The sequence below is a fragment of the Candidatus Pelagibacter sp. RS40 genome (assembly GCF_002101295.1).
GTDB lineage: Bacteria > Pseudomonadota > Alphaproteobacteria > Pelagibacterales > Pelagibacteraceae > Pelagibacter.
The window spans coordinates 734,961-760,694 of record NZ_CP020778.1; the positions used below are offsets into that span (position 1 = coordinate 734,961).

Consider the following 25,734-nt stretch of genomic DNA (forward strand, 5'->3'; position numbering starts at 1 on the left):
AAAATGAATAAAGAAAAAAAACTTCAAGCCTCTTTACCTAAAGGTTTCAAAGATCGTTGGGGTGATGAACTAAATCTTAAGAATAAATTAGTAGATACTATAAAAGACGTATTTATTAATTATAGTTTCGAGCAATTAGAGACCCCAGAATTTGAAAAGAGCGAAAATATAGGTTCATTTCTAGCAGAAGACGAAACCAACCCAATGAGTGATGTTTTTTCATTTGTGAATGAAAAAGAGTCTTTAACATTAAGATATGATTTAAGTGCTCCTTTAGCTCGCTTTTGTGCAGAGAATTTTAGAGATTTAGTATTTCCTTATAAAAGGTTTGCTTATGGAAATGTATTTAGACAAGAAAAGGCAGATAGCGCAAGGTTCCGTTCATTTGCTCAGTTAGATGCAGATATAATTGGAGATGTAAACCCATCACAGGCTGATGCAGAAATATGCAATATTATTAGCGAGTCATTTAAAAAAATTGGGCTTACTGATAAACAGTTCACTATCAATGTTTCAAATAAAAAAATTCTTCAGGGTTTAATTAATGATCTTAAAATTGAAGAAAATAAACAATACAAAGTTCTAAAATCGATAGATAAATTAGATAGGTTAGGAATTAAAGGTGTAGAAGAATTGCTTAAAAAGGGAAGGGAAGATCAATCTGGTGCTTTCACTAAAGGTTGTGATCTATCAGATAATCAAGTTTTAGAAATAATAAATTTTCTTAATTTAAAAGAGATAAAAGATTTAAAATTTAATCTTAAAAATGAATTATCAATTGAAGGAATTAATGAATTAGAGGAGTTATTTGAGGTATTATCTTTTGGAAACAATCAAGATTCAATTAGTATTGATGTTACAAAAATTAGGGGTCTTAGCTATTATACAGGGTTCTTGGTTGAGACTAATCTAAACTTCAAGGTAACAAATGCGAAAGGTAAAGAAATAAATATTGGTAGCGTTGCAAGTGGTGGGCGTTATGACAACTTAATTGCAAGATTTAAAGGTGCTGATTACAAAGGGAGCGGAATGTCTATCGGCATAGACAGACTTTTATATGCTGTTAATCAATTAGGAAAAATTAAAGTAAATAAAACTAAACCAGTATTAGTATGTATTTTAGATAAAAAATTTATTCAAAAATATTATGAAATAGTAAATGAATTAAGAAATAACAATATTCCTGCAGAAATATATTTAGATCAAAACAAAAATCTTAAAAAACAACTTCAGTATGCCGATAGAAAAAAATTAGATTTAGCAATTATTTGTGGTGAAAACGAGTTTAAAGATGAAAAGCTAACAATAAAAAAACTAAATTCTTCAAAAGAAAACGATCAACTTTCAATAAGTAGAAATGAACTTATAAATGAAATCAAAAAACTTATCTGAAAATATTCTTAAATCTGTAAGATCAAAAGGATTCAAATATATTGAATTAGACTCTGTTATTGAAACTAATCATATTGTGGAGAGATCAGGTGAAAGTTTTAGAAGATTTATATTCTCTTTTAATGATCAAAATGGAAATGAACTTTGTTTAAGACCTGACTTAACGATTGCATCCTGTTTAAAATATTTAAACGATAAAGCAAAAGGTACTAGAAAAGTATTTTACAATGGTCAAGCATTTAGGAAAACTTTGAACAGAACAGATCCTATAATAAGAAATCAGATCGGATTTGAAATCATTGGTTCCAAAAAAGAAAAAGAAGATGATAAAAAAATTGTAGAAACTGCTATTAAATCTTTATCAAAATTTAACTATACTTCAGGAAGTCTCACTATCGGCAATGTAGAGATATTCAAACTTCTTTTGAATAAATTGGATATTCCAAAGAGATGGAGATTGAGACTTCAAAGACATTTTTGGAGAGAAAATTATTTTAATGAATTATTAAAACGTCTTGAAACGAATTCCGATGTTGATCCGACAATTGTTGAGATTGATAAAAAAAGATATCAACAAATGCTTAAACAAGATCAATTGAAAATGATTGCAGGAAGATCTGTTAATGAAATTTTAGAGAGGTTTAATAATAAAATAAAAGATCCAAGAAGAGCCAAAAAAGGAAAAAATGTTGCAAAAATCATTAAAGATTTTCTCAAAATAAAATGTTCAATAGATCAAGCAGCAAATAAATTAAATTATTTTTTTAAAAAAAATAAAATTAATTTACGAGTTGAGAATAACTATTTTCCAATAACTAAAAACAAAGTCTCAAAATTAAATATTAGATATTCAGCTTCATTTGGAAGGCAACTGGAATATTATACTGGCCTTGTATTTAAAATTGAAATTAAAAAAAAATCTAAAAATATAAATATTATCAATGGTGGTAGGTACGATAATTTAATTGGAGATCTTGGATCAAACAAAAAAATACCAGCGGTAGGAGCTGCAATAAATTTAAATGATTAATATTGGAATACCAAGCAAGGGAAGATTAAGAAAAGATGTTTTAAAAGTTTTTTCAAAAAAAAAATTAAAACTTTTATCTGAGCGAGGAGAGAGAGATTTATTTGGTTATATTAAAGGATTTAAAAATATTAATGTTACTTACCTACATGCAAGAGAAATTGTAGAAAGATTAGGAGATGGATCTCTAGATATTGGTTTCTCAGGCTATGATTTACTGAAAGAAAGTGAAATTAATATTCAAAAACAAATCTTAGTTAAAAAAAAATATAATTTTGGCAATGCAACATTAGTAATAGCTATTCCTGATGATTGGATTGATGTTCAGACATTAGCTGATTTAGAAGAAATAGCTTTTGAGTTCAAAGATAAAAAGAAAAGTAGATTAAGAGTTGCAACTAAATATCCTAACTTAACCAGGGAATTTCTATTTCAAAGAGGTGTAACTCAATTTAAGTTAGTTAAAAGTCTTGGTGCAACAGAAATTTATCCATTTACAGGATCTTCTGAAATCATAACAGACATAACTTCAACTGGAGAAACTTTAAGGGCTAATAATCTTAGAATTCTTAAAGATGGTGAAATTTTAAAATCTCAAGCTTGTTTAATGATATCTAAAAAAAGTGTGAAAATTAAGGGAATTAAAAAAGTTATTAATTTGATTTCAAAATAAAAAACTTTAGTCTTATTATTAATAACTACTTACGAATCATGGATGTAATTTTATTAATTATTCTAGTTTTAATATTTGGTGTTGCTTTAGCAATACTGTTCATAATTTTGAAATCTAACCAAAAAAAAGATGAAAAAAAGGAAGCAGAGGAAATTGCAAATCTAAAATCAGAAATTTCAAGTTTAAAAGATACGCTTAATTCTACTATTAATAGCTCACTTGGTGCAATGTCGACTTCATTTAATAACCTGTCAACTGGTGTTACAAAAGACATGACCGAAGCACTAACAAAAGTGGATGAAAAAGTTGGAAATTTTAATCAGCAAGTACAATTATTAAATCAAAGCCAAGAAGGAATAACTAAAATCTTAGCAGGTGTGAAGAAATATGGAGTTTTGGCAGAATTTAGTTTGGATGCTTTGATAAAAGATTTATTGCCAGCCTCACAATTTATGACAAATGTGAAGATGAAGGAGAGTACCAGCGAGAATGTTGAATTTGCAATTAAACTTCAAGGAGATGTTTTGGTTCCAGTAGATTCCCATTTTCCAGTTGAAAAATATAAAGCAATTACAGATGGTTATGATGCAGATGATAAAAAAGCAGTCGCAGATGCTAAAACAAAACTAGCATCCGCATTTAAAGCAAAAGCAAAAAGTGTGAATGAAAAATATATTGTTCCACCGAAAACAACAGATTTTGCAATTGTATATGCTCCTACCGAAAGTTTGTATAAAGAGTTAACTGAATATCAAGATCCAAGTACTAAAGAGTTATTAACTCAAGAACTAATGAAAAAATATAAAGTTGTAATTTGTGGACCAAATACACTCTCAGCATATCTTCAATCTCTACATATGGGTTTTCAATCTCTAAAAGTCCAAAAGGGTGCAACTGAAATTTATAATCATTTAAAAACAATAAGTACAAGATTTGCTAAACATTTTGATAATATAATCTCACTTAGAAAAAAATTAGAAGAAGCAATGACTGTAGTTGATAAATTTGGAACGGATGCAAGATCAATTACAAGAACACTAGAAAACATTAAAGATCCTGAACAAATAGAAAAAGCTATAAAAACTGAAAATGTTGAAAGACTAGAGAACCATCCAAAACAACTCAAAAATTAGTTTCATTTTTAGTTTAAATCCAAATATAAGAAATTTAATGGAGTGGAATAATAAATATACTTACCCAAAGTCATCAAGATCAATAGAGAATGGATATAGAAAATATTTATTTGGAGATGAAAAATTACCAAGTGTAACAACTATTTTAAGTGCTACCAAATCTGAGGAAGAAAAAGCGGCTCTTGCAAATTGGAAAGAAAGAGTTGGTCACAAAGAAGCTAATAGAATAAAAACCGAAGCTTCAACCAGAGGCACATCAATGCATTCATACATTGAAGATTTTTTAAGAGGAAGAATTAACGAAAGTTTTTTTGAAACGAATGAGCAATATAAAAATATGGCAAAAGAAATAATTGAAAAAGGAATTAAAGGAAGATTACATGAAATTTATGGTATGGAGGAAACACTTTATTACCCTGAACAATATGCAGGTACAGCTGACCTAATTGGTTTTTATGAAGGAAAAGATGTTGTTGTAGATTTTAAACAAGCAAATAAACCAAAAAAAGTTGATTATATTCAAGATTATTTTTTACAACTTGGAGCATACACTTTAGCTCATGATGTAGTACATCAAACAAAAATGAAAGCAGGAATAATACTTCTATGTACTAAAGACAATTTATTTCAAGAATTTAAAATTGAAGGGGCCGAATTAGAAATGTATCAAAATTTATTTATGGGAAGGGTTAAAAAATTTTACGAGATGAATAATATATCTTGACTTTAATTTTCCAATTCATAAAAGAGATATTACTAACTAGAAGCTACTTGTTTAGATGCAAAAGGTTTAGTTCAAACAAAAACTTTCCAAATACCCATCAAAACTTAGCTAATTTAAGGATCAAATTATGAATTTAGCAATTTGGGATATAGAATCATCAAGCGCCAGCACTGACTTTGGTAGCATAATTGAAATTGGTGGAGTACTTGTTGATGAAAACTTTAAAGAAAAAGACAGATTTAATTTAAGGTGTCGTTTGCCAGAAGGTGAAATCTTTCAGGCTATGGCATTAATTGTAAATAAAACCTCAATTAAAAAACTTACTCAAGCAAATTTAAGTCATTATCAAATGTTGGCCGAAGTTGAGAAAATCTTCAAAAAATGGAGTCCCGCAATCTTTCTTGGTTGGTCAAATATTGGTTTTGATGATGAAATGATCAGAAAAGAATTCTTTAAAGGTATAAGATATCCTTATTTAACCAATGCAGCACCAAATAAAAGACATGATGGAATAAATATTGCCCGAGCAGCCTATGCAGTAGATCCAAATATTTTAGAGGTAGAATTTAATGAAAAAAATAATGCTGTATTTAAATTAGAATCTCTTGCACGTATGCAGGGGATCGATTCAAGTGATGCTCACTCGGCACTAGCCGATGCAGAAATGACTGCTAAAGTTTTAAGCATTGTTAAAAAAAAACAAGAACATACTTGGAATGATTTTTTAAAGACAGCGAATAAATCTGATACCGAAACTATTATTAAAAAAGGTGATATTTTTACTTTAAACGAATATTATTATGGAAAGTCACGGCTTCATCTAGTAGTTCCACTGCATCCAAAATATTGCATGCATCCAATCTATCAAGGTTGGTATTATTCTGTTGATTTAAGAACAGATGTTGAGCCATTGTTAAATTTATCAATAAATGAATTAAAGGTTGAAATGAAAAAATCACCTAAGTTTTTAAGAACTATTAGATCAAATAAAGCTCCAATCATTGTCGATGCAAAATATGGAATGAAAGCAGAACCCTATAATGCAATGGATAAAAGTTTAATAAAGAAAAGAGCAGAAATTGTTCAAAAAAATGAAAAATTTTCTCAAAATATTCTTGTTGCTTTAAGAGAGGTGGCAGAGGAAAAAGAACACTCAAAATCACAAGAAGATATTTATGCTGAAGAAAGTATTTATACAAAGTTTACCTCAAACAAAGATACCGCATTATTCCCAGCCTGGCATGCTGCATCATGGAAAGATAAATTAAAGTTATTAGACAAATTCGAAGATGATAGATTGGTTGGTTTTGGAAAAAAAATTATTTATCAAGAGGCACCTGAAACGTTACCACCTGAGATACTTAAATCTATGAAAAGAGATATCGCTAAAAGAATATTAAGTGAAAGAAAAGAAAAATGGTGGACTATTCCTACTCTTTACACTGAGATAGATACCTTAAGAGAAAAGTATACAAATGAAAATGATGAGGAAAAATTAAATCTGCTTGATGAATTCAATAATTACGCAATGTCAATACAGAAAAAATATGAAAATGTATGATGTGGATAATTTGAACATATCTATATTAAGTATTGAATTAAAAAATTAAATTTATATATAAACCATATGGCAACATTAAAAATTACAGACGAAAATTTTGACACAGAAGTCTTAAAATCATCCAAACCAATTGTAGTTGATTTTTGGGCAGAATGGTGCGGACCTTGCAAAATGGTCGGACCGATTTTAGAGGAAATCTCGGATGAAATGGCAAACGATGTATCTATTGCAAAACATAACATTGATGAAGAGCCTAATACGCCAACAAAATACGGTGTTAGAGGTATACCTACAATGTTACTTTTCAAAGATGGAGAGTTAAAATCGACTAAAGTTGGAGCAACACCAAAATCAGATATTGTTTCTTGGATAAAAGAAAATATCTAATTTAAATTTAAAACTTCCCCAGCAAGATAAAGAGATCCTGTGATAAGTATAATGTCATCTTTTTTAGTAGAAATTTTCTTTAAAGCATCTTCAATAGATTTTTCATAATTTAGATTTGGAAATTTATCTAACTTATTTTTCAGATCCTTGCCTTTAATTGAGTTAGGTTGATTTGGAATATCAATTGTTGTTAATGAAGAAATATTTTTAAAATAGCTCATGTATTCTTCATGATCTTTATTAGCCATCATACCTAAAATTATATGTTTATTACATTTCAGTGTTTGTAAATAATCATTTAATACTTTTGCTCCCAAAGGGTTATGAGATCCATCAACAAATAGTTGATTATTTTTACATAAATTCTTTAATTTACCTGATTTAATTTCTTGAAGTCTTGCAATACTTTTAATTTTTGTAATTCCAGATTTAATATTTTCATCAGTTATATTTAAATTTAGATTTCTAGCAGCTGCAACTGCTGTTGCTGAATTATCAATTTGAAATTGTCCCTTTAAATTTGGTTGAGGTAATTTTATTCCTCCGAACTCATCTTCAAAATAAATAAATTCATTTTCATTAATTAAATAACTAAAGTTATCATTAAACATGACCTTTTTTGCTTCATTTGAGGATAAGGATTGTTTTATTAATTTTTGTGTATTTTCACTACTTTGTTTGGCTACAACAATCTTAGAATTTAAAAGAGCCGAAGTTTTTTCAAAAATAATTTTTTCAATGGTTTGTTCGTTTTTAGGAAGCCAATCTAAATGATCTAAGCCTATAGCAGTAACAATACTTAATATATTTTTATCAATTATATTAGTTGCATCAAATCTGTGAAATAAACCGCTTTCAATTATATTTATATTTTCCCTATATTTGCTTGCATGAAAAAAATAGGCTGCAGTTAAAATTTCAAAATAAGTAATTTCCTCTCCATTGTTCACTTCCTCAACTTTTACTAATAAATCTGAAAGATCAGAATCTAAAATTTCCTCATCATTAAATATAAATCTTTCATTAATTCTTTGAATATGGGGGCTAGTATAAATATTACATTTAATGTTGGCCTCTTTTAAAATTGCTCTTAGCGCCTGAATTGTTGAATACTTTCCATTTGTTCCAACAACAGAAATATATTTTAAATCTTTTTGAGGATTACCAAGTTTTTTGCAAAGATTTTTAACTCTATCTAAACTTAAATCTATTTCTTTAGGATGCAGCTTTTGTAAGCGGTTCAATATTGTCTGAAGAGTCATTTAATTTTTCTGAATTTAACTCAGTTTCTCTCTTAAGCAATATTGATAAAAGGGTGCTGATTTCTTTTTTTATATCTTTCCGTTGAATAACTCTGTCAACAAATCCATGTTTTTCGACGAACTCTGACGTTTGAAAGTCTGCGCTCAATTCCTCTTTAACTGTTGCTTGAATTACTCTTTTACCAGCAAATGCAATCAAGCATCCAGGTTCAGCAAAATGAATATCACCTAACATTGCAAATGATGCTGTAATACCTCCTGCAGTTGGATCAGTAAAACAAACTAAGTAAGGTAAATTATTTTTCTTTAATTCATTAATTGCCAAGGTTGTTCTAGTCATATTTGCTAGTGCAATAGGCGACTCGAACATTCTTTGGCCACCCCCACAAGGAAAGAAAACATATGGAGTTTGATTGTCTATTGCGTGTTGAACGCCATAAATAATAGCTTCCCCTTCCGCAGCTCCCACTGATCCACCAATAAAATCAAAATTAATTGCACCTGCAGTGATTTCAATTCCATCAACTTTTCCTCTTGCAATCATTACAGCACAGTTCTGATCAGTTTTCTTTCTAGCGGCCTTTAATCTATCTTTATAAGATTTTGTATCGACCCAATTTAAAGGATCTTCAGCTGGTATAGGCGTTTCAAGAATTTCATAAGCATTCTTACCAAATAAAATGTCAAATCTTTGTCTACAACTTATTCGATGGTGTTTACCACAAGAACCACATACCCATAAATTATCTTCAAGTTCTTTTTTTAAAACAGGACCTTTGCAACAACTCGTCCAATCTGAATTCTCAATATCTTCTTTTGAAGGTCTTTTCTTTAAAACCTTTTTTATTTTTTCACCAAATTTAATTGCTTTTGTTAACCAGTTCATGAAATTTTATTTCTTAATTTAGCCACCACTTTACTTACATTTATGACAGGATTTTGTCTATTGTTTAAACTCCTTGTTATTTCTTTGCAAATAGCACTTCCAACCACCAATCCGTCAGCAGATCTTAACTTTGCAATAGTTTTTTCAGTTATCCCAAAGCCAATTACACAATTCTTTTTTGGATCAATTTTTTTTATTTTATTATAATTATTTAAAATTTGTTTTGGAGATACTTTAAGCTTCCCTCCTGTAGTTGATAACATACTTATATAGTAAATCATATCATGAGAATCTTTTATTATATTTTTTAGTCTTTCTTTAGATGTAGTAGGAGATAGTAATTGTACAAAGCTAATAGCTTTTGATTTACATTTTTTTGCAAATCCTTTATTTTCTGGCCAAGGTAAATCAACAACAATTAATCCATTTACTCCAGAACTTTTACATTTTTTTATAAAATTATTTTCCCCATATTGATAAATCATATTGTAATAACCCATTAATATTACTGGTTTTGAATTTTTTGATTTTTTAAAGTCTCTAACCATTTGAAATACATCAGAAATTTTTAATCCATTTTTCAATGCTCTATATGCACTTGTCTGAATTTGACCTCCATCAGCTATGGGTGTGTTGTGAGGAAATCCGATTTCACAAATATCAACATCCTTAGAAATTGATTTTAATATTTCTAAAGATTTCTTTTTAGTGTTATCGCCTGCTACTGTATAGGTTAATAAAGCTGGTCTTTTTTTTTCTTTTGCATTTTTAAACGCTAAGTTAATTGGGTTAATCATATTCTTTTGCCCAATCTTCTTTTTAAAATATCTCTATCTTTCTTGGCGTCTCCACATGAATTTACAATTATGACTGTATCTTTATTTAACCTTGGGCAAATTTTTATTGCTTCAGCAAAAGCATGGCTGGGTTCTAAACTTGGATTAAGTTTTTCGAATTTTGTTACAAGTTTATAAGCATTCAATGCATCTTCATCTGTTGCGTATGTGTATCTTGCTCTTTTTGTATCTTTTAGAAAACAATGTATTGGACTTACCCCAGGATAATCCAATCCAGCACTTATCGATTCAGTCTCATTTATTTGTCCTTCATTATTTTGACAAACGTATGAAGCTGCTCCATGCAGCACACCTAATTTTGCACCTCTGCTTAATGGGGCGGCATGTAATTTTGAGTTTTTTGGACCTCCTGCTTCAACCCCTATTAATTCAATTTGTGACTTTGGAAAATCAATAAATTCGCTCCAGAAGCCATAAGCTGAACTCCCACCACCAACACAATTAATCAATTTAATTTTTTTTGGAATTTTTTTAAATTGAATTTTTATTTGTTTTTTTAATTCTCTTGAAATTTGTGCTGTGCTCCAGCCACAAATTTTTACAAATATATTTGGACCGACTGTAGAACCTACACACATATGAGTAGTATCACAATTTGATACCCAGTATCTCATGCATTCACTAACTGCATCCACTAAAGTTTGACTCCCAGTTGTAACTGGGACAATCTCAGCACCATTTTTTTTCATTGCATCACAATTTGGCTTTTGACGTTTAATGTCTTTAGCCCCCATAAATATTTTACATTTAAGTCCAAATTTTTTTGCGGCCATGCTTAACATCTTACCTGCGTATCCTGCTCCAGTATCACCAACAATGTATTTTTTTCCCATACTTTTACAAAGTAAAGCGTGAACAGTAGCATTATATATTTTGTGAGCACCACCATTTGCGTCAGAAACTACTTTAGCCCAAATTTGAGCACCACCTAAATGTTTAGAAAGATTTTCTAATTTAATAAAACGAGTAGGTGCACCAATATAATTATTGAAATAAAAGTCCCTTTTTTTTATGAAGCTTTTGTTTTTTCTTAATTTAGAGAATTCTTTTGTAAGATCATCTACAGGTTTTTTTAATGTTTCAGGAATATAACTTCCACCAAATTTACCGCCCCAGAAACCATATTTATCATGTTGATCAATAAGTGGAACATTTTTTTTAAGTTTCATCATTTAATTTTTTTATGTTATTTAAAAAAATATTAATTTTAGAAATATCTTTTTCTCCAGTGGTTTCCAAGCTTCCTGAAATATCAATAATATCTGTTATTTTAATATATTTATCAAGCTTATCATTATACTTAATGTTACCTGCTAACATTTTATTTATTGATGCAGGCACTTCATTTAGCAGTTCATGATTAAAGCCAACAGATTTTTCATAACCTTTACTATCAAATAAAATTATATCTGAAATTTTCTCATATTGTTTATAAATCAAAACATCATTAATATCTTCTATTGTAAGAGCAGTAATTATTTTAATATTAAATAATTCTTTTATTTTTTTTGTTCTATCTGGTGAAACTTTATAGAGTTGGAGATAATCAAAACTTAACTTATTTATTTTTTCAAGTATTTCGTCATCAGGTTCCACTAACACACAAACAAAATTGATATTTTTTTTATCAACATTTAAAATTTTTTTTAGTTGATTAAATTCTAAATACCTTTTTGATTTTGGGTAGTTAGCAATAAATCCGATAAACTTTGGGGGGTAATTATGATTAATTATATAGTCTAAAGTTTTTGGATCTTTGACACCACAAATCTTTGCATCCATTTTAATTTAAGTGTTTTATTAATATTTGGATATTTTTTTTAATATTTCCTTTTGTAATGGGTCTTCCTATTACTAGCCAATCACTCCCATTTTTAAATGCTTGTTTTGGAGTTAAAGTTCTTTTTTGATCATTTGTATTTGAACTAAATCTTATCCCCGGAGTTATTATTTCTTTTTTAAATACTTTTTTTACTATTTTTACTTCTTGAGCACTACACACTATGGCATCGAGTTTAGCTTTATTTGCTAATCTTGCTTGATGACGAACTATTTTTTTTACATCCTTATTGAAGCCAATTTCTCTCAAAGCCTTATTATCTAATGAGGTTAAAATTGTTACACCAATTAATTTAATTTTCCCAGATACTTTTTTTGCAGCTTTAAGAGCATCTAAACCAGAACTTATATGAATTGTTAAATAATCAACTTTCAAGTCTTTTATTGCTTTAATAGCAGATGCACAGGTATTCGGTATATCATGTAGTTTCAAGTCGGCAAAAATTGTTTTATTTTTTACTTTTGAAACAAATGTTCTTCCATTTTTTGAATTTAAAAACTCAAGACCAAATTTGTATCCAACCTTTAAATTTGAACTTTTAGTTTCAGTAATTATTTTATTAATTTTATTAATTTTATTTATATTTGTAGTGTCGCAAGCTACGAATATCTTATTCTTTTTCATTTATTTTGTTGGCCCAATCTTTTGACATCTTAAATAAAACACTCTTTTTTTCTTTAACATATACTTTCTCCCCTGTTTTTGGGTTTCTTCTTATACCTTCTTTTTGTATCTTTGGATCTAAAGTAAAAATATCTCTTAATTCGACTCTTTCACCACGCTTTAATGAATTTTGCATTTCATAAAGAATTATATCAACTAACTTAGTTAGATCTTTTCTTAGAAAATTTGGGTAGTTGTCGGCGAGTTCTTTAATTAAGTCTGATTTTACTACTGACAATTTATTTTTTTATTCAGTTTCCTTTTTCTTTTTATCATCTAATTTTTCAGAAAGCGATGAAAATGGAAGATTCTTACCTGAAAGTGGTGAGCTAAATTTATCAACGGCTTCTTTGTTTTGAAGTTCTTCAAGTAATTTAATACTTAAATTTACTTTTCTTTTATCAAAATTTATCTCTGCAATTGCAGAGTCTATTCTTTCGCCTCCTACAAATCTTGAAGGTCTTGCATCTGCAGCGCTTACAGCGATTTGGGATTTCTTAATTAAGAATTCTAAATCACAACCCTCTGGTTTTACCATTAAGCCTTTGCTATCAGATGATACAACTTGAACAGTTATGATATCATTGACTTTTTTTCCTTTGAAGAAATCAAATGGGTCTTTCTCTAACTGTTTTAATCCAACTCTTACTTTTTGTTCATCTTTCTTAATCTCTAAAACTCTTACTTTTAATTTTTCACCTTTTTTATGTTTCTTTAATTCATCTTCAGGTTTGCCAGAATAAGAAAGATCATTTGAGTGTAAGAAACCATCAATATCAAAATCTTCAAGTTTTACATAAAGAGCATATTCATTTGCACTCGTTACAACTCCATCTATATCTGAACCAACTGGGTATTTATTCTCTAAAGTTGTATATGGATTTTCATTTGTTAATCTATGAGAAATTGCAACTCTTCTTTTATCTTTATCAATTTCAGTAATTACACAATCAATCTGATCACCAACTTTAAATAATTTTTTAGGTGAAATATTCTTCTTAGTCCAACTAATCTCACTACTATGTAACAATGTACTGAGACCTGGTTCTAGCTCGCAGAAACAACCATAATCTGTAATTTTGACCACCTTAACTTTATAAGGTTTTCCTGTTTCATAATTTGATATATGCTCAAAAGGATCTGGTGATAATTGTTTTATTGAACAACCAATTTGAAGTTTTTCCATATCAATTGATATAACTTTCAGGTCATGCTTTTCACCGATATTAAATATTTCATCTGGGTGATTTACTCTTGAATAAGAAATTTCTTGAAGATGAACCAATACATCAATCTCATTATTAACTTCAAAAAAGCATCCAAAAGATGAGTATCCTTTAACTACCGCATCTTTAATGATATCACCAACTTTGAATTTTTCTATGATTTTAGCTTTATCCTCTTTTTTATGAGAAGAAACTATTTGTCTTCTGGATACGCATGCATTACCTCTTACTTTATCTAATTTTATAATTGCAAATTTTTGTTCAACACCAATTAAGTGATCTATACTTTTCATTGGTTTGTCTGAAATTTGTGAACCAGGACAGAACATTAAAGAACCAGTTTCAATGTGCTCAACTATAACACCACCTTTACATTTCGAAGTTATTTTTCCATTAATTGATTGGTTATCTTCATAGGCTTTTTCTAATTCGTACCAACCTTTAATCTTTTGTGCTTTTTGAGCAGAAACTACTACATCACCATTTTTATCCTCAATTTTTTCAAGAAGAACAGATACCGTTGCACCCTCTATGACTTTATCCTTCATGCCAATCATTTTCATTTCATTGATATCAATAACAGGCTCACTTTTCAGACCAGGTATAAATAAAAACACATATTTGTCAGTAATCTTGGTGATTTTACCTTCAATAATTTTACCTTCTTCTATTTTGTTTTTTGATAACTGGCTGTTAAGTAATTTTTCAAATTGCTGTGATGCTGGTGAGCTAAGATCTTTATATATTTCCATATTTTTTTTTAATCGAATTCTTCACTAAATTTGTAAGTTTTGCCTCCATTTGCTTAATTGTTAATTTAGTGGTGTCGACTAATACAGCATTTTTGGTCATAATCAAGGGACTTATTTTTCTTTTAGTGTCTTCTTTATCCCTTTGAATCAAGGCTTTTTCGACTTTTTTTAAAGTTATTTTTTTATCTAGTTTTTTGAACTCTTTAAGTCTTCTTTTTGCTTTTTCTTTTGTAGAACAAGTAAAGAAAAGTTTTAAGTCGGCATCTGGCATTATTTTTGAACCTATATCTCTTCCTTCAACAATAACTAATTTAGAATTTTTAATAAAATTTTTTTGAAAAACTTTTAGAGCTTTTCTGACATAAAGTTTTTTTGCAATAATGGACGACAATTTTGTTACCTCAGGGCTATAGAGCTTTTTATTTTGCAATTTTTTTAATGTAATTGAATGAGCAATTTTGTTAATAAATTTTACATTGTATGTATTTTTATTTTCTAAAGTTTTAAGGGCACAAAATCTAAATAAAGCACCACTTGAAAGGAATTTCATCTTTAATTTTTTTGCAATTAGTTTACCACCGGTCGTTTTCCCTGAGGCGCTGCTCCCATCTGCAGCAATCTTAAATTCAATTTTTGTATTAATTTTTTTCAATTTATTTTTGCTCCTAATTTTTTTAAAATTTTAATAAATATTGGAAAAGATGTATTAATTGAATCCTTGTCATTAATTTTCCATTTACCTCCAAAGGATAATGCAGCAATACAAGCCATCATAAAAACTCTGTGATCTTTCAAATAATTTTTAATGTGTATATTTTTATTAACCTTTAGATTAGGGTTGCCAAATATTTTAATATCATTCTTTTGCCTTTCTACTTTTATTCCAATATTTTTTAGAAATCTGACAGCAATGTTTAATCTTGGACTTTCTTTTTTATTTAACTCTCCTAAATTTTTAAAACTAGATATACCTTTTGCTTTTGCTGCTATTAAAAAAATCGCCAAAAACTCATCTATGGCTGAACTATTTAAAGATGAAGGACAACTGAAAGCTTTAATATTTTTTGAACTTTCTACCAATATATCTGAAGTTTCTTCTCCTTTATAAATTTTTTTATTTTTTAAACTAATTTTACAATTCATTTTTTTTAAAATTGTAATTATTCCAGTTCTACTTTTATTGATATTTACATTTTTAATTCTAATTTTTGAATTTTTTGAAAGAGCTGTTAATACTATAAAAAAAGCACTTGAACTAATATCTCCTGGTACTAGATAATTGAAAGCGTTAAATTGTTTAAGTCCTGTAACTTCTATAAAATCAAAGTCTTTATTTGATTTTAATTTAATAGGTAATTTTAAATATTTAAATAAAAGTTCCGTATGGTTTCTTGATTTCTTTGCCTTAATAATTGTAGTTCCAGGAGTGTTTAGAGCTGCAAGCATTATAGCACTTTTACACTGTGCACTACCTCTTGTTTCAAAATAATTTATTGGCCTTAAAAAGTCTGTGCCTAATATTTCAATTGGTAATGAGTTTTTTTTTGACTTTATATTTGTTCCGAATTTTTTTAGTGGTTCTGTAACTCTTGAAAAATCTCTCTTTGATAAACTTTTATCTCCAATAATTTTTACAGTTTTTTCTGATTTAACTAATAAACCTAATATTAACCGTCCTAATGTTCCCGAATTTCCGGCATCAATTGTTGTTTTTTTTTTTATTTCAAAACCATTTAACCCATATCCGTGAATTTTATATTTATTACCTATTTTTTTGCAATTTATTCCAAGTTTTTTTAAAGATTTAACTGTATTTAATACATCTTCAGACTCGAGTAAATTTGATATTGTAGAAACACCAATTGCTTGGCTTGCTAATAATACCGCCCTTATCGAAAGGCTTTTGTCTGATGTTACCTCTATCGTTTTGTTGAATGACTCAAGTTTATTAAAAATTTTTATCTGATTTGGCATTTATGAATTAATTTATTTTAAATTCATCACCAAAGTATGCTGATCTTGCATTTGTATCATTTATTATTTCATTAGGACTTCCTGATGCAATAATTTTACCATTTGATAATACAATTGCTCTATCGACACAGCTTAAAAGATCTCTTGCTTGATGATCACATATAACAACAGTGATCTTTTCACTTGATTGTAAATTTACTATAATCTCCTGTAACATTTTAATTGTTAGTATATCAAGAGCTGCAAACGGCTCGTCCAAAAGTAAAATACTTGGATCATTTATTAGGGACATTGCAATAACTAATTTTTTTTTTTGCCCACCAGAAAGATGCTTTGCTTTTATTTTTAGTAAAGCATCAAACTCAAACTTTGATATTATTTTTTCAATTTTCATTTGTCTTATATCCTGTTCTTTAATATGAATTTCAGCTACCAGCATTAAATTTTCATAAAGATTAAGGTCTTGAATAAAACCGCCATATTGAGGAACATATCCAAGTTTAAATCTGGTAGCTCTCTCGTAAATTGGAATGTTAGTGCAATCATAATTATTAATCAGAACTTTTCCATAACTTGGGTCTTTTAATCCTGTAATAATATGAAAAATTGTGGATTTGCCTACACCGTTGGGACCCAGCATCCCAAGTACTTCATTTCTATTTATTTTAAGGTTAAGATCACTCAAAATTTGTCTTTTATTATAAAACATTGAAACTTTATTTAGCTCAACTAAGGTTTCCTGCTCTTTAAAACTTTTAATTCTGAATTTTTTTATTACAGCCATTTATTGTTTTGTATTAATTATTATTTTACTTTTATGATTTTGATCAGGATTAATATCAATTTCTTTTGTTTCTATATTTAATTTTATAATATCAGCTTTCATAATTGATTTGGGGTCTGTAACTATTACATTATTATAGGCTAAAGCGATATTTGTTTCCATATTTATGTCAAAATTATCAGAATTTATTTTTTTATCTTCGAAGTTAATTACAACATTTTTATAAAATCTCGATTCTAATGTAGATGAATTGTACTCAGCAAAATCTGAAATAATATAAATCGTAGACCTTTTCTTCGAATTTATTGTTCCCTTTACCACATATAAGTCCAAAATATTAACATTATCTTTGTTTGTTTTCCCAGATCTTGCATTAATTTTATATTTATTTCCTTTTTGGTCCGTTGTTAAATATTCAACATCCTTTACAACACCAGGAATTTCTTTATTTTTTTTACCAGTTTCTGTAATTTTTTTACTTAAATCATCTTTAATTTTTCCTTTATCTTTAATATTATTTTGATTTCCTACATTGTTTGAGTTTGATGAATTTCTTGAGTTATAACTGTTTTTAGAATTATCTTTTTGTTTTATAATCTCATTATCAACAAAATCTTTGGGTATATTCTCACTTAATTTAGGATTTTTTTGCTCGACTAAAAATTCTTTTTTTGAAAAATATTCAAAATATACAACTCCCAAAATAATAAAAATTGTTAGCAGTAAAATCAATTGTATTATGGATTTCAAACGCATCTAGCCAATATTCGCATTTAGGATATTGTGAATGTGAACAATACCAATTGTTCTTTTCTTCTTCTCTCCTTTATGAACACATAAACTCGTAATTCGTTTGGTATTCATTATCTCAAGAGCTTTTGCAGCAAGAGTATCTTTTTCAACTGAAATTGGATTTTTTTTCATGGTGAATTTGATTTTTAAATTTTTAAAATCTATTTTTTTTTGACTTATTCTTTTTATATCTCCATCTGTCAATATTCCTGTAGTAACTTTATTTTTTCTGACTAACAAAACACCCAGTCCCTTTTCAGAAATAATTTTAAGGGCATTTTGAATTGTAATATTTTCTTTAACAAAAGGAACCTTATTACCCGTTAGCATAACATCTCCAACAGTTCTTAATTTAGTAGCTAAAAATCCAGATGGGTGATATTTTTTAAAGTCTAATTTTCCAAAATTTTTTGCTATCATGCACGCGATTGCAATTGAATCACCTAAGGCTAACTGATTTGTTGTGCTGGATGTTGGAACAAAATTTCCTGGACCTGCTTCTTTAACATTTGGCACTAAAACTTTTATATCTGAATTCTTATATAAAATAGAATTTCTGTTTGAGGTAATCCCAATAAGTTTTATATTTCTATGCCTAGAACAATATTCAATAATATTTTTTAGCTCTGACGAAGATCCACTTAAACTAATTAGGATAACAACATCGTTTGAATTTATTTGACCCATATCTCCGTGAGAAGCATTAGAAGCATCCATAAAAAATGAGGGTGTGCCTGTTGATGAAAAAGTGGCTGCCCATTTTTTACCTATTATTCCACTTTTTCCTACACCAGAAACTATCACCTTACCATTTTTGCACCCAAGTATTGTTTTTATAATTTGATTAAATGATTTTCCAATAGATAGCTTAAGCTTTCTTAAACCATCAATTTCTTTTTGGATTACTTCTTTTGCTATAATTTGATAATTAATTATTTTCATTAATGTGACCAGATATCGTCTTTGAAAGCAGCAAGATCTAAATCGACTCTAGTTGATATAAATTTTATTGTATTATTATATAATTCTAATCTCTTCTCTCTAATTAATATTCTCTCTAGGTTTTCAAAAATTTTATGCAGGTAAATTACGTCATTTGCGCAATATTTTAATTGTTTTTCGCTTAACTCACCACCAAAATCAGAAGTTTGCAATTGTTTGCTTACATCTATGCCAACAAATTCTTTTATAAGATCCTTTAAACCATGTTTATCAGAAAATGTTCGAGCTAATTTTGAAGCTATTTTTGAACAACTTATATTTTCTACATTTATTTTTAAATATTTTTTTATAAATAACAAATCTGCCCTGGCAAAATGAAAAATTTTATTAATACTTTTATTTGTTAAAAGCTTTTTTAAATTTGGTGCGTTATAATTTTCTTTATCTAACTGAACAATATGGGCATCATTATTTCCATTTGAGATCTGAACTAAACATAATCTATCTCTCTCAACATTAAGCCCCATGAATTCACAGTCGATTGCAATTTTGTCACTAAAAGCTAAATCATCTGGTAAATCTAACTTATGTAATTTAATATCAATATTCATTTTAGAAAAGTATATATATGAAACCTAAAGAAATTCTAGTTTTTGGCGCCACAGGAAATATCGGGCGAAATCTTATTCGGAAACTAACAAAAAATAACTATAAAGTAGTAGCTGTTACAAGGAATATTCACCAGAAAGGCTTTCAATTAAAAACTCAAGCCAATCCAGGATATTTAGAATTGGTAGAATTGGAAAGCCTTGATGAGGGAAAAATTAAAGAATTATTCAACAATTGCTCAGTGTGCATTAACCTTATTGGTATATTGTATGAAAAAAACAAAGGCCAGTTTAATAAAATTCACTCAGTTTTGCCAAATATTTTATCTAAAATTGCTAAAGAAAAAAAAATTGATCAATTCATTCATGTTTCAGCTTTGGGAGTAGAAAATGCTTCAAATAGTGTTTATGCAAAAAGTAAATTGGATGGAGAAAACAATGTTAAAAAAAATTTTAAAAATTCTTTAATTCTTAAACCCTCAATTGTTTATGGAATTGATGATAATTTTACAACCAATTTTATGTCTTTGTTATCTAAACTACCAATAATGCCTTTATATTATAATGGTGAAACAAAATTTGTTCCTATACATGTTTCAGATCTAGCTGAAATAATATACCAAATGATATCAAAAGAAATTAAAAATGAAACAATAGAATGTATTGGCCCCGAGATACTATCATTCAAAGAAATGTTAAAAAAAATATTAAAATCTATACAAAAAAAACGTTTACTTATCCCACTGCCACTTCCAATTGCAAAAATGACAGCAGTTTTTTTAGGTCTTTTGCCTAAACCTTTGTTAACTTCTGATCAATTAATTTTATTGAAATATGATAATATCCCTACAAAAAAGTATAAAACTAATTTTGATCTTGGATTAAATGCAAATAAAATATTTGAAGATGAGATTGAAAAATATAGTTATAATTGGAGATCCGGCGGTCAATACACTAGAAAAAATAATCAAGAGACCACTTAATGTTAAATTATTTAGTATTTGGTATTGCAATTATCATTTTTGCTACAGTTATTATAATTTCAGGCAAAGCTATTAGTAGAGGTATAGAGGCAAGACAAAATATTAAAGATAAATCTGAAGATGAAAAAATAGCCACAAGTGATATCAAGGAAAATGTAAAAATCTCAAATTCTAATTCAAATTTAATTGATCAAATTAACGATTTAAATAAACTAAAAGAGCAGGGCATAATTTCAGATGAGGAATTCAAGAAAGCTAAAGAAAAGATTTTAAATTAGGCTGATTTAATTTTTTTCTCTATAAACTGCGGAACTTCATCGTCTTTTTCAACAACATCGTCTTTTTTACCTTTTGGTTGGAAAACAATCATTAAATGAAGTGGGCAGTAGGAAAACTTTTCAACAGTCTTTCTTCCACAAAAAGATGAATTTTTCTCATCTGGATGCCCCTCCATATATTTGCAAGTATCTTCAGTAAGTTCCTCAAGTTGCAAATTTTTAGCTGGTTCGAAATCTTTATCTAAAAGTAAAGATCTAAATCTACTTTTTCTTCCTTTCTTTGTAGTACCGTTCTCATTTGCTTTTTGAGAATTGTTAAAATTGATAGCTGATCTAGTTTTTATTTTTGCAGATAAATTTAGCCTATGAGCTTTACCAATAACTGCATTTCTGCTGATACCGCCGATTATTTCAGCAATCTGACTTGCAGTTTGGCCCTTACCCCATAACTCTTTTAATTTATTAACTTTTTCTTCTGTCCAGCTCATATTTTACTACATTTTGTAGTTTATATTATTTATATAACATTATGTTGAAACATAAATAACCTAAAAGACAAGACAAATTTTGGTTTTTTTAACATGTTAATAATTTATTTAATAATAACCTATGGTTGCAATATAACGATTTTTAAAAACCAATATTTAACAAAATAACGATTGATGAATAAAAGCTCTTTAGCAAATAATTACAAAAGAAGAAATTTATCCTTTAAAAAAGGAATTGGCAGTTTTCTTTATTCATCAAAAGGAGAAAAGTATTTAGACTTTGTTCAGGGAATAGCAGTAAACTCTCTCGGACACGCAAACCGATATTTGTATGGAAAATTAAAAGATCAAGCTAAAAAACTTTGGCATGTATCTAATGCATTTATAATTCCAGAGGGAGAAAATTTAGCAAAAAGACTTACAAAAAATACATTTGCAGATGCTGTGATCTTTCAGAATAGTGGTGCAGAGGCAACAGAGGCAGCAATAAAAGTTGCAAGAAGATATTTCTATTCGATTGGAAAGCCAAACAAAAATAGAATTATATGTATTAAGAACTCATTTCACGGGAGAACTATTGCTGCAATAAGTGCTAGTGGATCAAAAAAAATGACGGAGGGCTTTGGACCAAAAGTTCCTGGTTTCGACCACTTTGAGTTTGGAAATCACAAAAAAATGCAGAAACTAATAAACAAAAATACAGCAGCTATAATGGTTGAAACAATTCTTGGAGAAGGTGGCATCAAAACTATTCCAGATTTTTGTATCAAAGAATTGAGAAAACTTTGCAATAAGAAAGGTATTTTGCTTATTTTGGATGAAGTTCAGTGTGGTATTGGAAGATCAGGGACTTTTCTTGCGTTCGAATCTGCGAAAGTAAAACCTGATATTGTACCTATAGCAAAAGGTATCGGTGGAGGATTTCCAATCGGTGCAGTTTTAATGACAAAAAAAGTTGCAAAAGGAATGTTACCTGGAACTCATGGTTCTACATTTGGCGGCAATCCTTTAGCAATGACAGTTGGTAATGCAGTGCTTGATCAAATTTTAAAAAAAGGATTTCTGCAAAATGTTAAAAAATTATCAGAATTTTTTCATTTAGAACTAAATAAAATTAAAGAACAATTTCCTAAAATTATTAAAGAAGTAAGAGGAAAAGGTTTATTAATAGGTTTACAATTAAATTTTGATCAGACAAAATTTATCCAGCTATTAATGGAAAATAGATTACTTACAATACGCGCAGCAGAAAATGTAATAAGAATATTGCCTCCACTTAATGTAAAAAAATCAGAGATCAACTTTGCTTTAAAAATAATAAGAAAAGTTTGTAAAAATTATAAAATATGAAACATTTTATAAATATAAAAGATATACCATCAAAAGACCTACGAAAAATCTTAGATGAGGCAAAAAAAAGAAAAAATAGAAGAAAAAATTCAAATACACTTGATATTGATAAAGATAAACCACTTAGTGGAAAATTATTAATACAAATGTTTGAAAAACCTAGTTCTAGAACGAGACTAAGTTTTTATCTTGCTATAAAACAATTAGGTGGTGGCACATTAACTCTAAAATCTAAAGAAATTCATTTGGGCAAAGGCGGAGAGAGCCTTGCAGACACAGCTAAAATATTATCTACTTATGGTGATGGCTTTATGCTTAGAACTGATAGTGATAATAAAATACAAGAATTTTGTAAATACTCAAATATTCCAGTAATTAACGGCTTGAGTCCATCATCTCATCCTACACAAATCCTATCAGATGTTTTTACAGTTGAAGAACTAAAAAAAAAACCAATTTCAAAACTTAACATATCTTGGATTGGCGATTGCAATAATGTTCTAAATAGCTTGATTGCCGCAAGTGTGAAATTTTCTTTTCAATTAAATGTTGGATGTCCAAAAAATTATAAACCTAAAAAGTTTGTTATGGATTGGGTTAAGAAGAACAAAAGGAATATTAATATTTATCATGACCCAAAAAAAGCAGTAAAAAATGCTGATGTAATTTTTTCAGATAAAGTGATTTCTCTGAACGATCGAGTGAATATAAAGCAAAAAATTAGAGAATTTAAAAAATTTAAAATAGACGAAAAATTATTAAATAGCGCAAAAAAAAATGTAATTTTTCTTCACTGTTTACCTAGAGGAAATGAAGTTACAAATGAAGTATTCTTAGGAAAAAAATCTCATGTCTGGCAACAAGCATCGAATAGAGTTCATGTTCAAAAAAGTATTTTGTTGTATTGTTTTGGTAAATTAAGGTAAAGGAAGTGGATTATCTGAATTTTGATTTAAGTAAAGTATAACAGATGCTCTATCTTTTTCTTTTCTTAAACCCGCAAATGCCATTTTAGTACCTTTTATGTAAGATTGAGGTTTTCTTAAATAACCATTCATCTCTTCAAAAGTCCAATTTTTATCATAACTCGCCATTGCTTTTGAATATTTATAATCACTGATCGCCGCAACTTGTCTTCCTAATACACCATAAAGCACTGGTCCAATTTTATTTGCACCACCTTTATTTACTACATGACAAGCAGTACATTTTTTAAAAACCTTTTCTCCATGTTCAACTGTACCAAGTGCTAAAAGAGCTGAAATATCAACTTCTTCAACCTCGGCAGCTTTCACACTTTGAGAACTATTTTCCGTATCAGGTAATTCAACTTTGTAACCAGCTTTCTCAGGCTTTTCTATAAAGAATACTAAGTCAGCTATTTTACCTATACCGATAACTAATAGAGCCACAAGCAGCACTGCAGCAATAATTTTATTTACTTCAAATGAGTCCATGATTTTTAATTAATATGGTCGTATAACATGATAAACTTAAAAAATACTAAATTTAATTTTTAATTTTGCGTCTGAAAGACGCATAATACTTAGAATTTATGGCAAAAAGTATAATTTTAATTCCTTCTAGGCTCGGAGCTACAAGACTACCAAACAAGCCTCTTCTAAAAATTAATAATAAATCCATCATTATGCATGTTTATGAAAAGGCAATTGAGTGTGGAATTGGAGATGTTTTTGTAACTACTTGTGATGACGAAATCATAAGTGAAGTTCAAAAAAATGGAGGAAAATCAATAGTTACAAGCAAAAAACATAATACTGGTACGGATAGAATTGCAGAGGCTCTCGAGAAAATTAAATTAGAAAATGAAGTTGATTACATAATTAATTTGCAAGGAGATGAGCCGCTAATTGATATATCTGATATTAAAAATTTAAATTTTCAAACAGTAAATAATAATTCAGATCTAGCAACACTAGCATGTAAAATAGATACATCTGAGCAAGAAAAATATAGCAACTCAAACATAGTTAAAGTTGTGACCCAAGAAAATTTGCAAAAAAAAAGTATTTCAAAAGCAGTCAAGTTTGAGAGAATTATTGATGCTAAAAAAAATAATTATATATACCAACACATAGGTATTTATATTTACAAAAAGTCTATTCTCAAAAAATTTGTAAAATTAAATCAAACTGAGAATGAAAAAGTTAAGAAACTTGAACAATTAAGAGCTTTAGAGAATGGCATAAATATTGATGTTGCTTATGCAAAAACAATACCAATCGGAGTTGATACAAAAAAGGATTATGTAGAATTAAAAAATTTAATGGAATATAAGAAATAAAATATGAAAATTGCTTATCAAGGAATACCTGGAAGTTACAGCGAAAGCTGTGCAAAAAAAATGTATCCAGATTGTGAAACTATTTCTTGCAAAACATTTGATGAATGCTTTGAAAAATCGAGTGAGAATAGTGAAATTAAAGCAATTATACCAGAGTCAAATAAAACAACAGGAAATATAGGTGTTGAGTATTTGATTTTCAAATATAGGTTAAATATCTATGAGGAACACTTTTTTCCAATAAAACACAATTTACTTGGAATAAAAGGCTCTAAAATAAATGAAATTAAAAATGTATATTCACATGCTCAAGCATTGAGTCAATCCTCGAACTTTATTAGAAAATATAATTTAAATGAAAATGTACGAGCTGATACTGCTGGATCTGCTAAGTATATTTCAGAGAATAAAGATAAAACTAAATCTGCGATTGCCTCACTACTGAGTGCTGAAATTTATAATTTAGAAGTCTTACAAAAAAATATTCAAGATGATGAAAATAATGTAACAAGATTTTTATTAATGGGAAGAGATATTTATCAACCAGAATTTAATAAAGGAGATTTTTTAACATCGTTTTTATTTAAACTTAAAAGTAAACCTGCTGCGTTGTACTCTGCACTATCAGGTTTTGCATTAAATGGAGTAAATTTAACAAAATTACAAAGTTTTCCTGAAAAGAATTCTTTTTCCTCCTTTTTTTTTCTATGCGATATTGAGGGTCATATTGAAGAGGATAAAATTAAAAACTCATTAAAAGAATTAGGTTTACATTGTGAAGATATGCACGTTCTAGGTGTTTATAAGGCTGATAAAATTAGAAAAAAATAAGCTTTAACTTTATTGT

The 25,734-nt window shown here is 28.4% G+C and carries 29 protein-coding genes; 13 read left to right on the forward strand and 16 right to left on the reverse strand.

Features of this window, described 5'->3' with window-relative positions; genetic code table 11:
* Nucleotides 1-3: 3 nt before the first annotated feature.
* The 7 genes from hisS to trxA all read left to right on the forward strand — a co-directional run bounded on the left by hisS (nucleotide 4) and on the right by trxA (nucleotide 6,897).
* Nucleotides 4-1,392 (forward strand): histidine--tRNA ligase, encoded by a 1,389-nt coding sequence (hisS, locus tag B8063_RS03940; protein WP_085069696.1) that lies wholly within the window; start codon nucleotides 4-6, stop codon nucleotides 1,390-1,392.
* Entirely contained in the window at nucleotides 1,370-2,422 is a 1,053-nt protein-coding gene (locus B8063_RS03945; protein ID WP_085069698.1) for an ATP phosphoribosyltransferase regulatory subunit, read from the forward strand. The genes hisS and B8063_RS03945 overlap by 23 nt, the downstream gene beginning before the upstream one ends.
* Nucleotides 2,415-3,092, forward strand: coding sequence for an ATP phosphoribosyltransferase (hisG, locus tag B8063_RS03950; protein WP_085069700.1), 678 nt, complete (start codon nucleotides 2,415-2,417; stop codon nucleotides 3,090-3,092). Before B8063_RS03945 ends, hisG begins: the two co-directional genes overlap by 8 nt.
* 38 nt (nucleotides 3,093-3,130) lie before the next feature.
* On the forward strand, nucleotides 3,131-4,225 hold the full coding sequence (locus B8063_RS03955; protein WP_085069702.1) for a DNA recombination protein RmuC: 1,095 nt from the start codon (nucleotides 3,131-3,133) through the stop codon (nucleotides 4,223-4,225).
* A 37-nt stretch (nucleotides 4,226-4,262) separates the two neighbouring features.
* On the forward strand, nucleotides 4,263-4,949 hold the full coding sequence (locus B8063_RS03960) for a hypothetical protein (RefSeq protein WP_085069704.1): 687 nt from the start codon (nucleotides 4,263-4,265) through the stop codon (nucleotides 4,947-4,949).
* Nucleotides 4,950-5,076: 127 nt separating this feature from the next.
* On the forward strand, nucleotides 5,077-6,510 hold the full coding sequence (locus tag B8063_RS03965) for an exonuclease domain-containing protein (RefSeq protein WP_085069706.1): 1,434 nt from the start codon (nucleotides 5,077-5,079) through the stop codon (nucleotides 6,508-6,510).
* A 66-nt stretch (nucleotides 6,511-6,576) separates the two neighbouring features.
* Nucleotides 6,577-6,897 (forward strand): thioredoxin, encoded by a 321-nt coding sequence (gene trxA, locus B8063_RS03970; RefSeq protein WP_075521823.1) that lies wholly within the window; start codon nucleotides 6,577-6,579, stop codon nucleotides 6,895-6,897.
* On the opposite strand, the gene B8063_RS03975 is transcribed toward trxA, so the two are convergent.
* Genes B8063_RS03975 through B8063_RS04040 form a run of 14 tightly spaced genes read right to left on the reverse strand, consistent with a single transcriptional unit; the run spans nucleotide 6,894 to nucleotide 19,486 of the window.
* Nucleotides 6,894-8,159 (reverse strand): bifunctional folylpolyglutamate synthase/dihydrofolate synthase, encoded by a 1,266-nt coding sequence (locus B8063_RS03975; protein WP_085069708.1) that lies wholly within the window; start codon nucleotides 8,157-8,159, stop codon nucleotides 6,894-6,896. The two genes, trxA and B8063_RS03975, sit on opposite strands and share 4 nt — an antisense overlap.
* A complete protein-coding gene (locus B8063_RS03980; RefSeq protein ID WP_085069710.1) occupies nucleotides 8,113-9,045 on the reverse strand; it encodes an acetyl-CoA carboxylase carboxyltransferase subunit beta in 933 nt (310 codons plus the stop codon). The genes B8063_RS03975 and B8063_RS03980 overlap by 47 nt, the downstream gene beginning before the upstream one ends.
* Nucleotides 9,042-9,842 (reverse strand): tryptophan synthase subunit alpha, encoded by an 801-nt coding sequence (gene trpA, locus B8063_RS03985; RefSeq protein ID WP_085069712.1) that lies wholly within the window; start codon nucleotides 9,840-9,842, stop codon nucleotides 9,042-9,044. Before trpA ends, B8063_RS03980 begins: the two co-directional genes overlap by 4 nt.
* Nucleotides 9,839-11,071: a tryptophan synthase subunit beta gene (trpB, locus tag B8063_RS03990; RefSeq protein WP_198150972.1), complete on the reverse strand. Its 1,233-nt coding sequence runs from the start codon at nucleotides 11,069-11,071 to the stop codon at nucleotides 9,839-9,841. The genes trpA and trpB overlap by 4 nt, the downstream gene beginning before the upstream one ends.
* Nucleotides 11,061-11,684 (reverse strand): phosphoribosylanthranilate isomerase, encoded by a 624-nt coding sequence (locus B8063_RS03995; RefSeq protein ID WP_085069716.1) that lies wholly within the window; start codon nucleotides 11,682-11,684, stop codon nucleotides 11,061-11,063. The genes trpB and B8063_RS03995 overlap by 11 nt, the downstream gene beginning before the upstream one ends.
* 1 nt (nucleotide 11,685) lies before the next feature.
* Nucleotides 11,686-12,366: an orotidine-5'-phosphate decarboxylase gene (pyrF, locus tag B8063_RS04000; RefSeq protein WP_085069718.1), complete on the reverse strand. Its 681-nt coding sequence runs from the start codon at nucleotides 12,364-12,366 to the stop codon at nucleotides 11,686-11,688.
* Nucleotides 12,353-12,643, reverse strand: a complete 291-nt coding sequence (locus B8063_RS04005) for an HU family DNA-binding protein (RefSeq protein WP_085069720.1) — start codon at nucleotides 12,641-12,643, stop codon at nucleotides 12,353-12,355. Before B8063_RS04005 ends, pyrF begins: the two co-directional genes overlap by 14 nt.
* Nucleotides 12,644-12,652: 9 nt before the next feature.
* Nucleotides 12,653-14,383: a S1 RNA-binding domain-containing protein gene (locus B8063_RS04010; protein WP_085069722.1), complete on the reverse strand. Its 1,731-nt coding sequence runs from the start codon at nucleotides 14,381-14,383 to the stop codon at nucleotides 12,653-12,655.
* A complete protein-coding gene (locus B8063_RS04015) occupies nucleotides 14,370-15,035 on the reverse strand; it encodes a (d)CMP kinase (RefSeq protein ID WP_198150947.1) in 666 nt (221 codons plus the stop codon). The genes B8063_RS04010 and B8063_RS04015 overlap by 14 nt, the downstream gene beginning before the upstream one ends.
* Entirely contained in the window at nucleotides 15,032-16,357 is a 1,326-nt protein-coding gene (aroA, locus tag B8063_RS04020; protein WP_085069726.1) for a 3-phosphoshikimate 1-carboxyvinyltransferase, read from the reverse strand. The genes B8063_RS04015 and aroA overlap by 4 nt, the downstream gene beginning before the upstream one ends.
* 7 nt (nucleotides 16,358-16,364) lie before the next feature.
* A complete protein-coding gene (locus tag B8063_RS04025) occupies nucleotides 16,365-17,141 on the reverse strand; it encodes an ATP-binding cassette domain-containing protein (protein WP_085069729.1) in 777 nt (258 codons plus the stop codon).
* Nucleotides 17,142-17,897: an LPS export ABC transporter periplasmic protein LptC gene (gene lptC / locus B8063_RS04030; RefSeq protein WP_085069731.1), complete on the reverse strand. Its 756-nt coding sequence runs from the start codon at nucleotides 17,895-17,897 to the stop codon at nucleotides 17,142-17,144.
* Nucleotides 17,898-18,875: a KpsF/GutQ family sugar-phosphate isomerase gene (locus tag B8063_RS04035; protein WP_085069733.1), complete on the reverse strand. Its 978-nt coding sequence runs from the start codon at nucleotides 18,873-18,875 to the stop codon at nucleotides 17,898-17,900.
* Complete coding sequence (locus B8063_RS04040) at nucleotides 18,875-19,486, reverse strand: ribonuclease D (RefSeq protein WP_085069735.1); 612 nt, start codon at nucleotides 19,484-19,486, stop codon at nucleotides 18,875-18,877. Before B8063_RS04040 ends, B8063_RS04035 begins: the two co-directional genes overlap by 1 nt.
* Nucleotides 19,487-19,503: 17 nt before the next feature.
* Between B8063_RS04040 and B8063_RS04045 the strand changes: the two genes are divergently transcribed.
* Both B8063_RS04045 and B8063_RS04050 read left to right on the forward strand, forming a co-directional pair.
* Nucleotides 19,504-20,466 (forward strand): complex I NDUFA9 subunit family protein, encoded by a 963-nt coding sequence (locus tag B8063_RS04045; protein ID WP_085069737.1) that lies wholly within the window; start codon nucleotides 19,504-19,506, stop codon nucleotides 20,464-20,466.
* Nucleotides 20,466-20,744 carry an SHOCT domain-containing protein gene (locus tag B8063_RS04050; protein ID WP_085069739.1) on the forward strand — a complete coding sequence of 93 codons (279 nt, stop codon included), beginning with the start codon at nucleotides 20,466-20,468 and terminating at the stop codon, nucleotides 20,742-20,744. Before B8063_RS04045 ends, B8063_RS04050 begins: the two co-directional genes overlap by 1 nt.
* Here the strand turns inward: B8063_RS04050 and B8063_RS04055 are convergent.
* On the reverse strand, nucleotides 20,741-21,232 hold the full coding sequence (locus B8063_RS04055; protein WP_085069741.1) for a GcrA family cell cycle regulator: 492 nt from the start codon (nucleotides 21,230-21,232) through the stop codon (nucleotides 20,741-20,743). The two genes, B8063_RS04050 and B8063_RS04055, sit on opposite strands and share 4 nt — an antisense overlap.
* A gap of 174 nt (nucleotides 21,233-21,406) precedes the next feature.
* Between B8063_RS04055 and B8063_RS04060 the strand changes: the two genes are divergently transcribed.
* Together B8063_RS04060 and argF are read left to right on the forward strand one after the other, a co-directional pair.
* Nucleotides 21,407-22,582: an aspartate aminotransferase family protein gene (locus B8063_RS04060; RefSeq protein WP_085069743.1), complete on the forward strand. Its 1,176-nt coding sequence runs from the start codon at nucleotides 21,407-21,409 to the stop codon at nucleotides 22,580-22,582.
* On the forward strand, nucleotides 22,579-23,508 hold the full coding sequence (gene argF / locus B8063_RS04065; protein ID WP_085069745.1) for an ornithine carbamoyltransferase: 930 nt from the start codon (nucleotides 22,579-22,581) through the stop codon (nucleotides 23,506-23,508). The genes B8063_RS04060 and argF overlap by 4 nt, the downstream gene beginning before the upstream one ends.
* Here the strand turns inward: argF and B8063_RS04070 are convergent.
* Complete coding sequence (locus B8063_RS04070; protein WP_085069747.1) at nucleotides 23,500-24,039, reverse strand: c-type cytochrome; 540 nt, start codon at nucleotides 24,037-24,039, stop codon at nucleotides 23,500-23,502. The genes argF and B8063_RS04070 overlap by 9 nt on opposite strands.
* 98 nt (nucleotides 24,040-24,137) lie before the next feature.
* On the opposite strand from B8063_RS04070, the gene kdsB reads away from it, so the two are divergent.
* Together kdsB and B8063_RS04080 are read left to right on the forward strand one after the other, a co-directional pair.
* Nucleotides 24,138-24,887: a 3-deoxy-manno-octulosonate cytidylyltransferase gene (kdsB, locus tag B8063_RS04075; RefSeq protein WP_085069749.1), complete on the forward strand. Its 750-nt coding sequence runs from the start codon at nucleotides 24,138-24,140 to the stop codon at nucleotides 24,885-24,887.
* 3 nt (nucleotides 24,888-24,890) lie between these two features.
* Nucleotides 24,891-25,718, forward strand: coding sequence for a prephenate dehydratase domain-containing protein (locus B8063_RS04080; protein ID WP_085069751.1), 828 nt, complete (start codon nucleotides 24,891-24,893; stop codon nucleotides 25,716-25,718).
* The last annotated feature ends 16 nt before the right edge of the window (nucleotides 25,719-25,734 follow it).

Coding starts and splice junctions, on each gene's coding strand:
- hisS (WP_085069696.1), top strand. CDS start 4: ATGAATAAAGAAAAAAAACTTCAAGCCTCTTTACCTAAAGGTTTCAAA.
- B8063_RS03945 (WP_085069698.1), top strand. CDS start 1,370: ATGAAATCAAAAAACTTATCTGAAAATATTCTTAAATCTGTAAGATCA.
- hisG (WP_085069700.1), top strand. CDS start 2,415: ATGATTAATATTGGAATACCAAGCAAGGGAAGATTAAGAAAAGATGTT.
- B8063_RS03955 (WP_085069702.1), top strand. CDS start 3,131: ATGGATGTAATTTTATTAATTATTCTAGTTTTAATATTTGGTGTTGCT.
- B8063_RS03960 (WP_085069704.1), top strand. CDS start 4,263: ATGGAGTGGAATAATAAATATACTTACCCAAAGTCATCAAGATCAATA.
- B8063_RS03965 (WP_085069706.1), top strand. CDS start 5,077: ATGAATTTAGCAATTTGGGATATAGAATCATCAAGCGCCAGCACTGAC.
- trxA (WP_075521823.1), top strand. CDS start 6,577: ATGGCAACATTAAAAATTACAGACGAAAATTTTGACACAGAAGTCTTA.
- B8063_RS03975 (WP_085069708.1), bottom strand. CDS start 8,159: ATGACTCTTCAGACAATATTGAACCGCTTACAAAAGCTGCATCCTAAA.
- B8063_RS03980 (WP_085069710.1), bottom strand. CDS start 9,045: ATGAACTGGTTAACAAAAGCAATTAAATTTGGTGAAAAAATAAAAAAG.
- trpA (WP_085069712.1), bottom strand. CDS start 9,842: ATGATTAACCCAATTAACTTAGCGTTTAAAAATGCAAAAGAAAAAAAA.
- trpB (WP_198150972.1), bottom strand. CDS start 11,071: ATGAAACTTAAAAAAAATGTTCCACTTATTGATCAACATGATAAATAT.
- B8063_RS03995 (WP_085069716.1), bottom strand. CDS start 11,684: ATGGATGCAAAGATTTGTGGTGTCAAAGATCCAAAAACTTTAGACTAT.
- pyrF (WP_085069718.1), bottom strand. CDS start 12,366: ATGAAAAAGAATAAGATATTCGTAGCTTGCGACACTACAAATATAAAT.
- B8063_RS04010 (WP_085069722.1), bottom strand. CDS start 14,383: ATGGAAATATATAAAGATCTTAGCTCACCAGCATCACAGCAATTTGAA.
- aroA (WP_085069726.1), bottom strand. CDS start 16,357: ATGCCAAATCAGATAAAAATTTTTAATAAACTTGAGTCATTCAACAAA.
- B8063_RS04025 (WP_085069729.1), bottom strand. CDS start 17,141: ATGGCTGTAATAAAAAAATTCAGAATTAAAAGTTTTAAAGAGCAGGAA.
- lptC (WP_085069731.1), bottom strand. CDS start 17,897: ATGCGTTTGAAATCCATAATACAATTGATTTTACTGCTAACAATTTTT.
- B8063_RS04035 (WP_085069733.1), bottom strand. CDS start 18,875: ATGAAAATAATTAATTATCAAATTATAGCAAAAGAAGTAATCCAAAAA.
- B8063_RS04040 (WP_085069735.1), bottom strand. CDS start 19,486: ATGAATATTGATATTAAATTACATAAGTTAGATTTACCAGATGATTTA.
- B8063_RS04045 (WP_085069737.1), top strand. CDS start 19,504: ATGAAACCTAAAGAAATTCTAGTTTTTGGCGCCACAGGAAATATCGGG.
- B8063_RS04050 (WP_085069739.1), top strand. CDS start 20,466: ATGTTAAATTATTTAGTATTTGGTATTGCAATTATCATTTTTGCTACA.
- B8063_RS04055 (WP_085069741.1), bottom strand. CDS start 21,232: ATGAGCTGGACAGAAGAAAAAGTTAATAAATTAAAAGAGTTATGGGGT.
- B8063_RS04060 (WP_085069743.1), top strand. CDS start 21,407: ATGAATAAAAGCTCTTTAGCAAATAATTACAAAAGAAGAAATTTATCC.
- argF (WP_085069745.1), top strand. CDS start 22,579: ATGAAACATTTTATAAATATAAAAGATATACCATCAAAAGACCTACGA.
- B8063_RS04070 (WP_085069747.1), bottom strand. CDS start 24,039: ATGGACTCATTTGAAGTAAATAAAATTATTGCTGCAGTGCTGCTTGTG.
- kdsB (WP_085069749.1), top strand. CDS start 24,138: ATGGCAAAAAGTATAATTTTAATTCCTTCTAGGCTCGGAGCTACAAGA.
- B8063_RS04080 (WP_085069751.1), top strand. CDS start 24,891: ATGAAAATTGCTTATCAAGGAATACCTGGAAGTTACAGCGAAAGCTGT.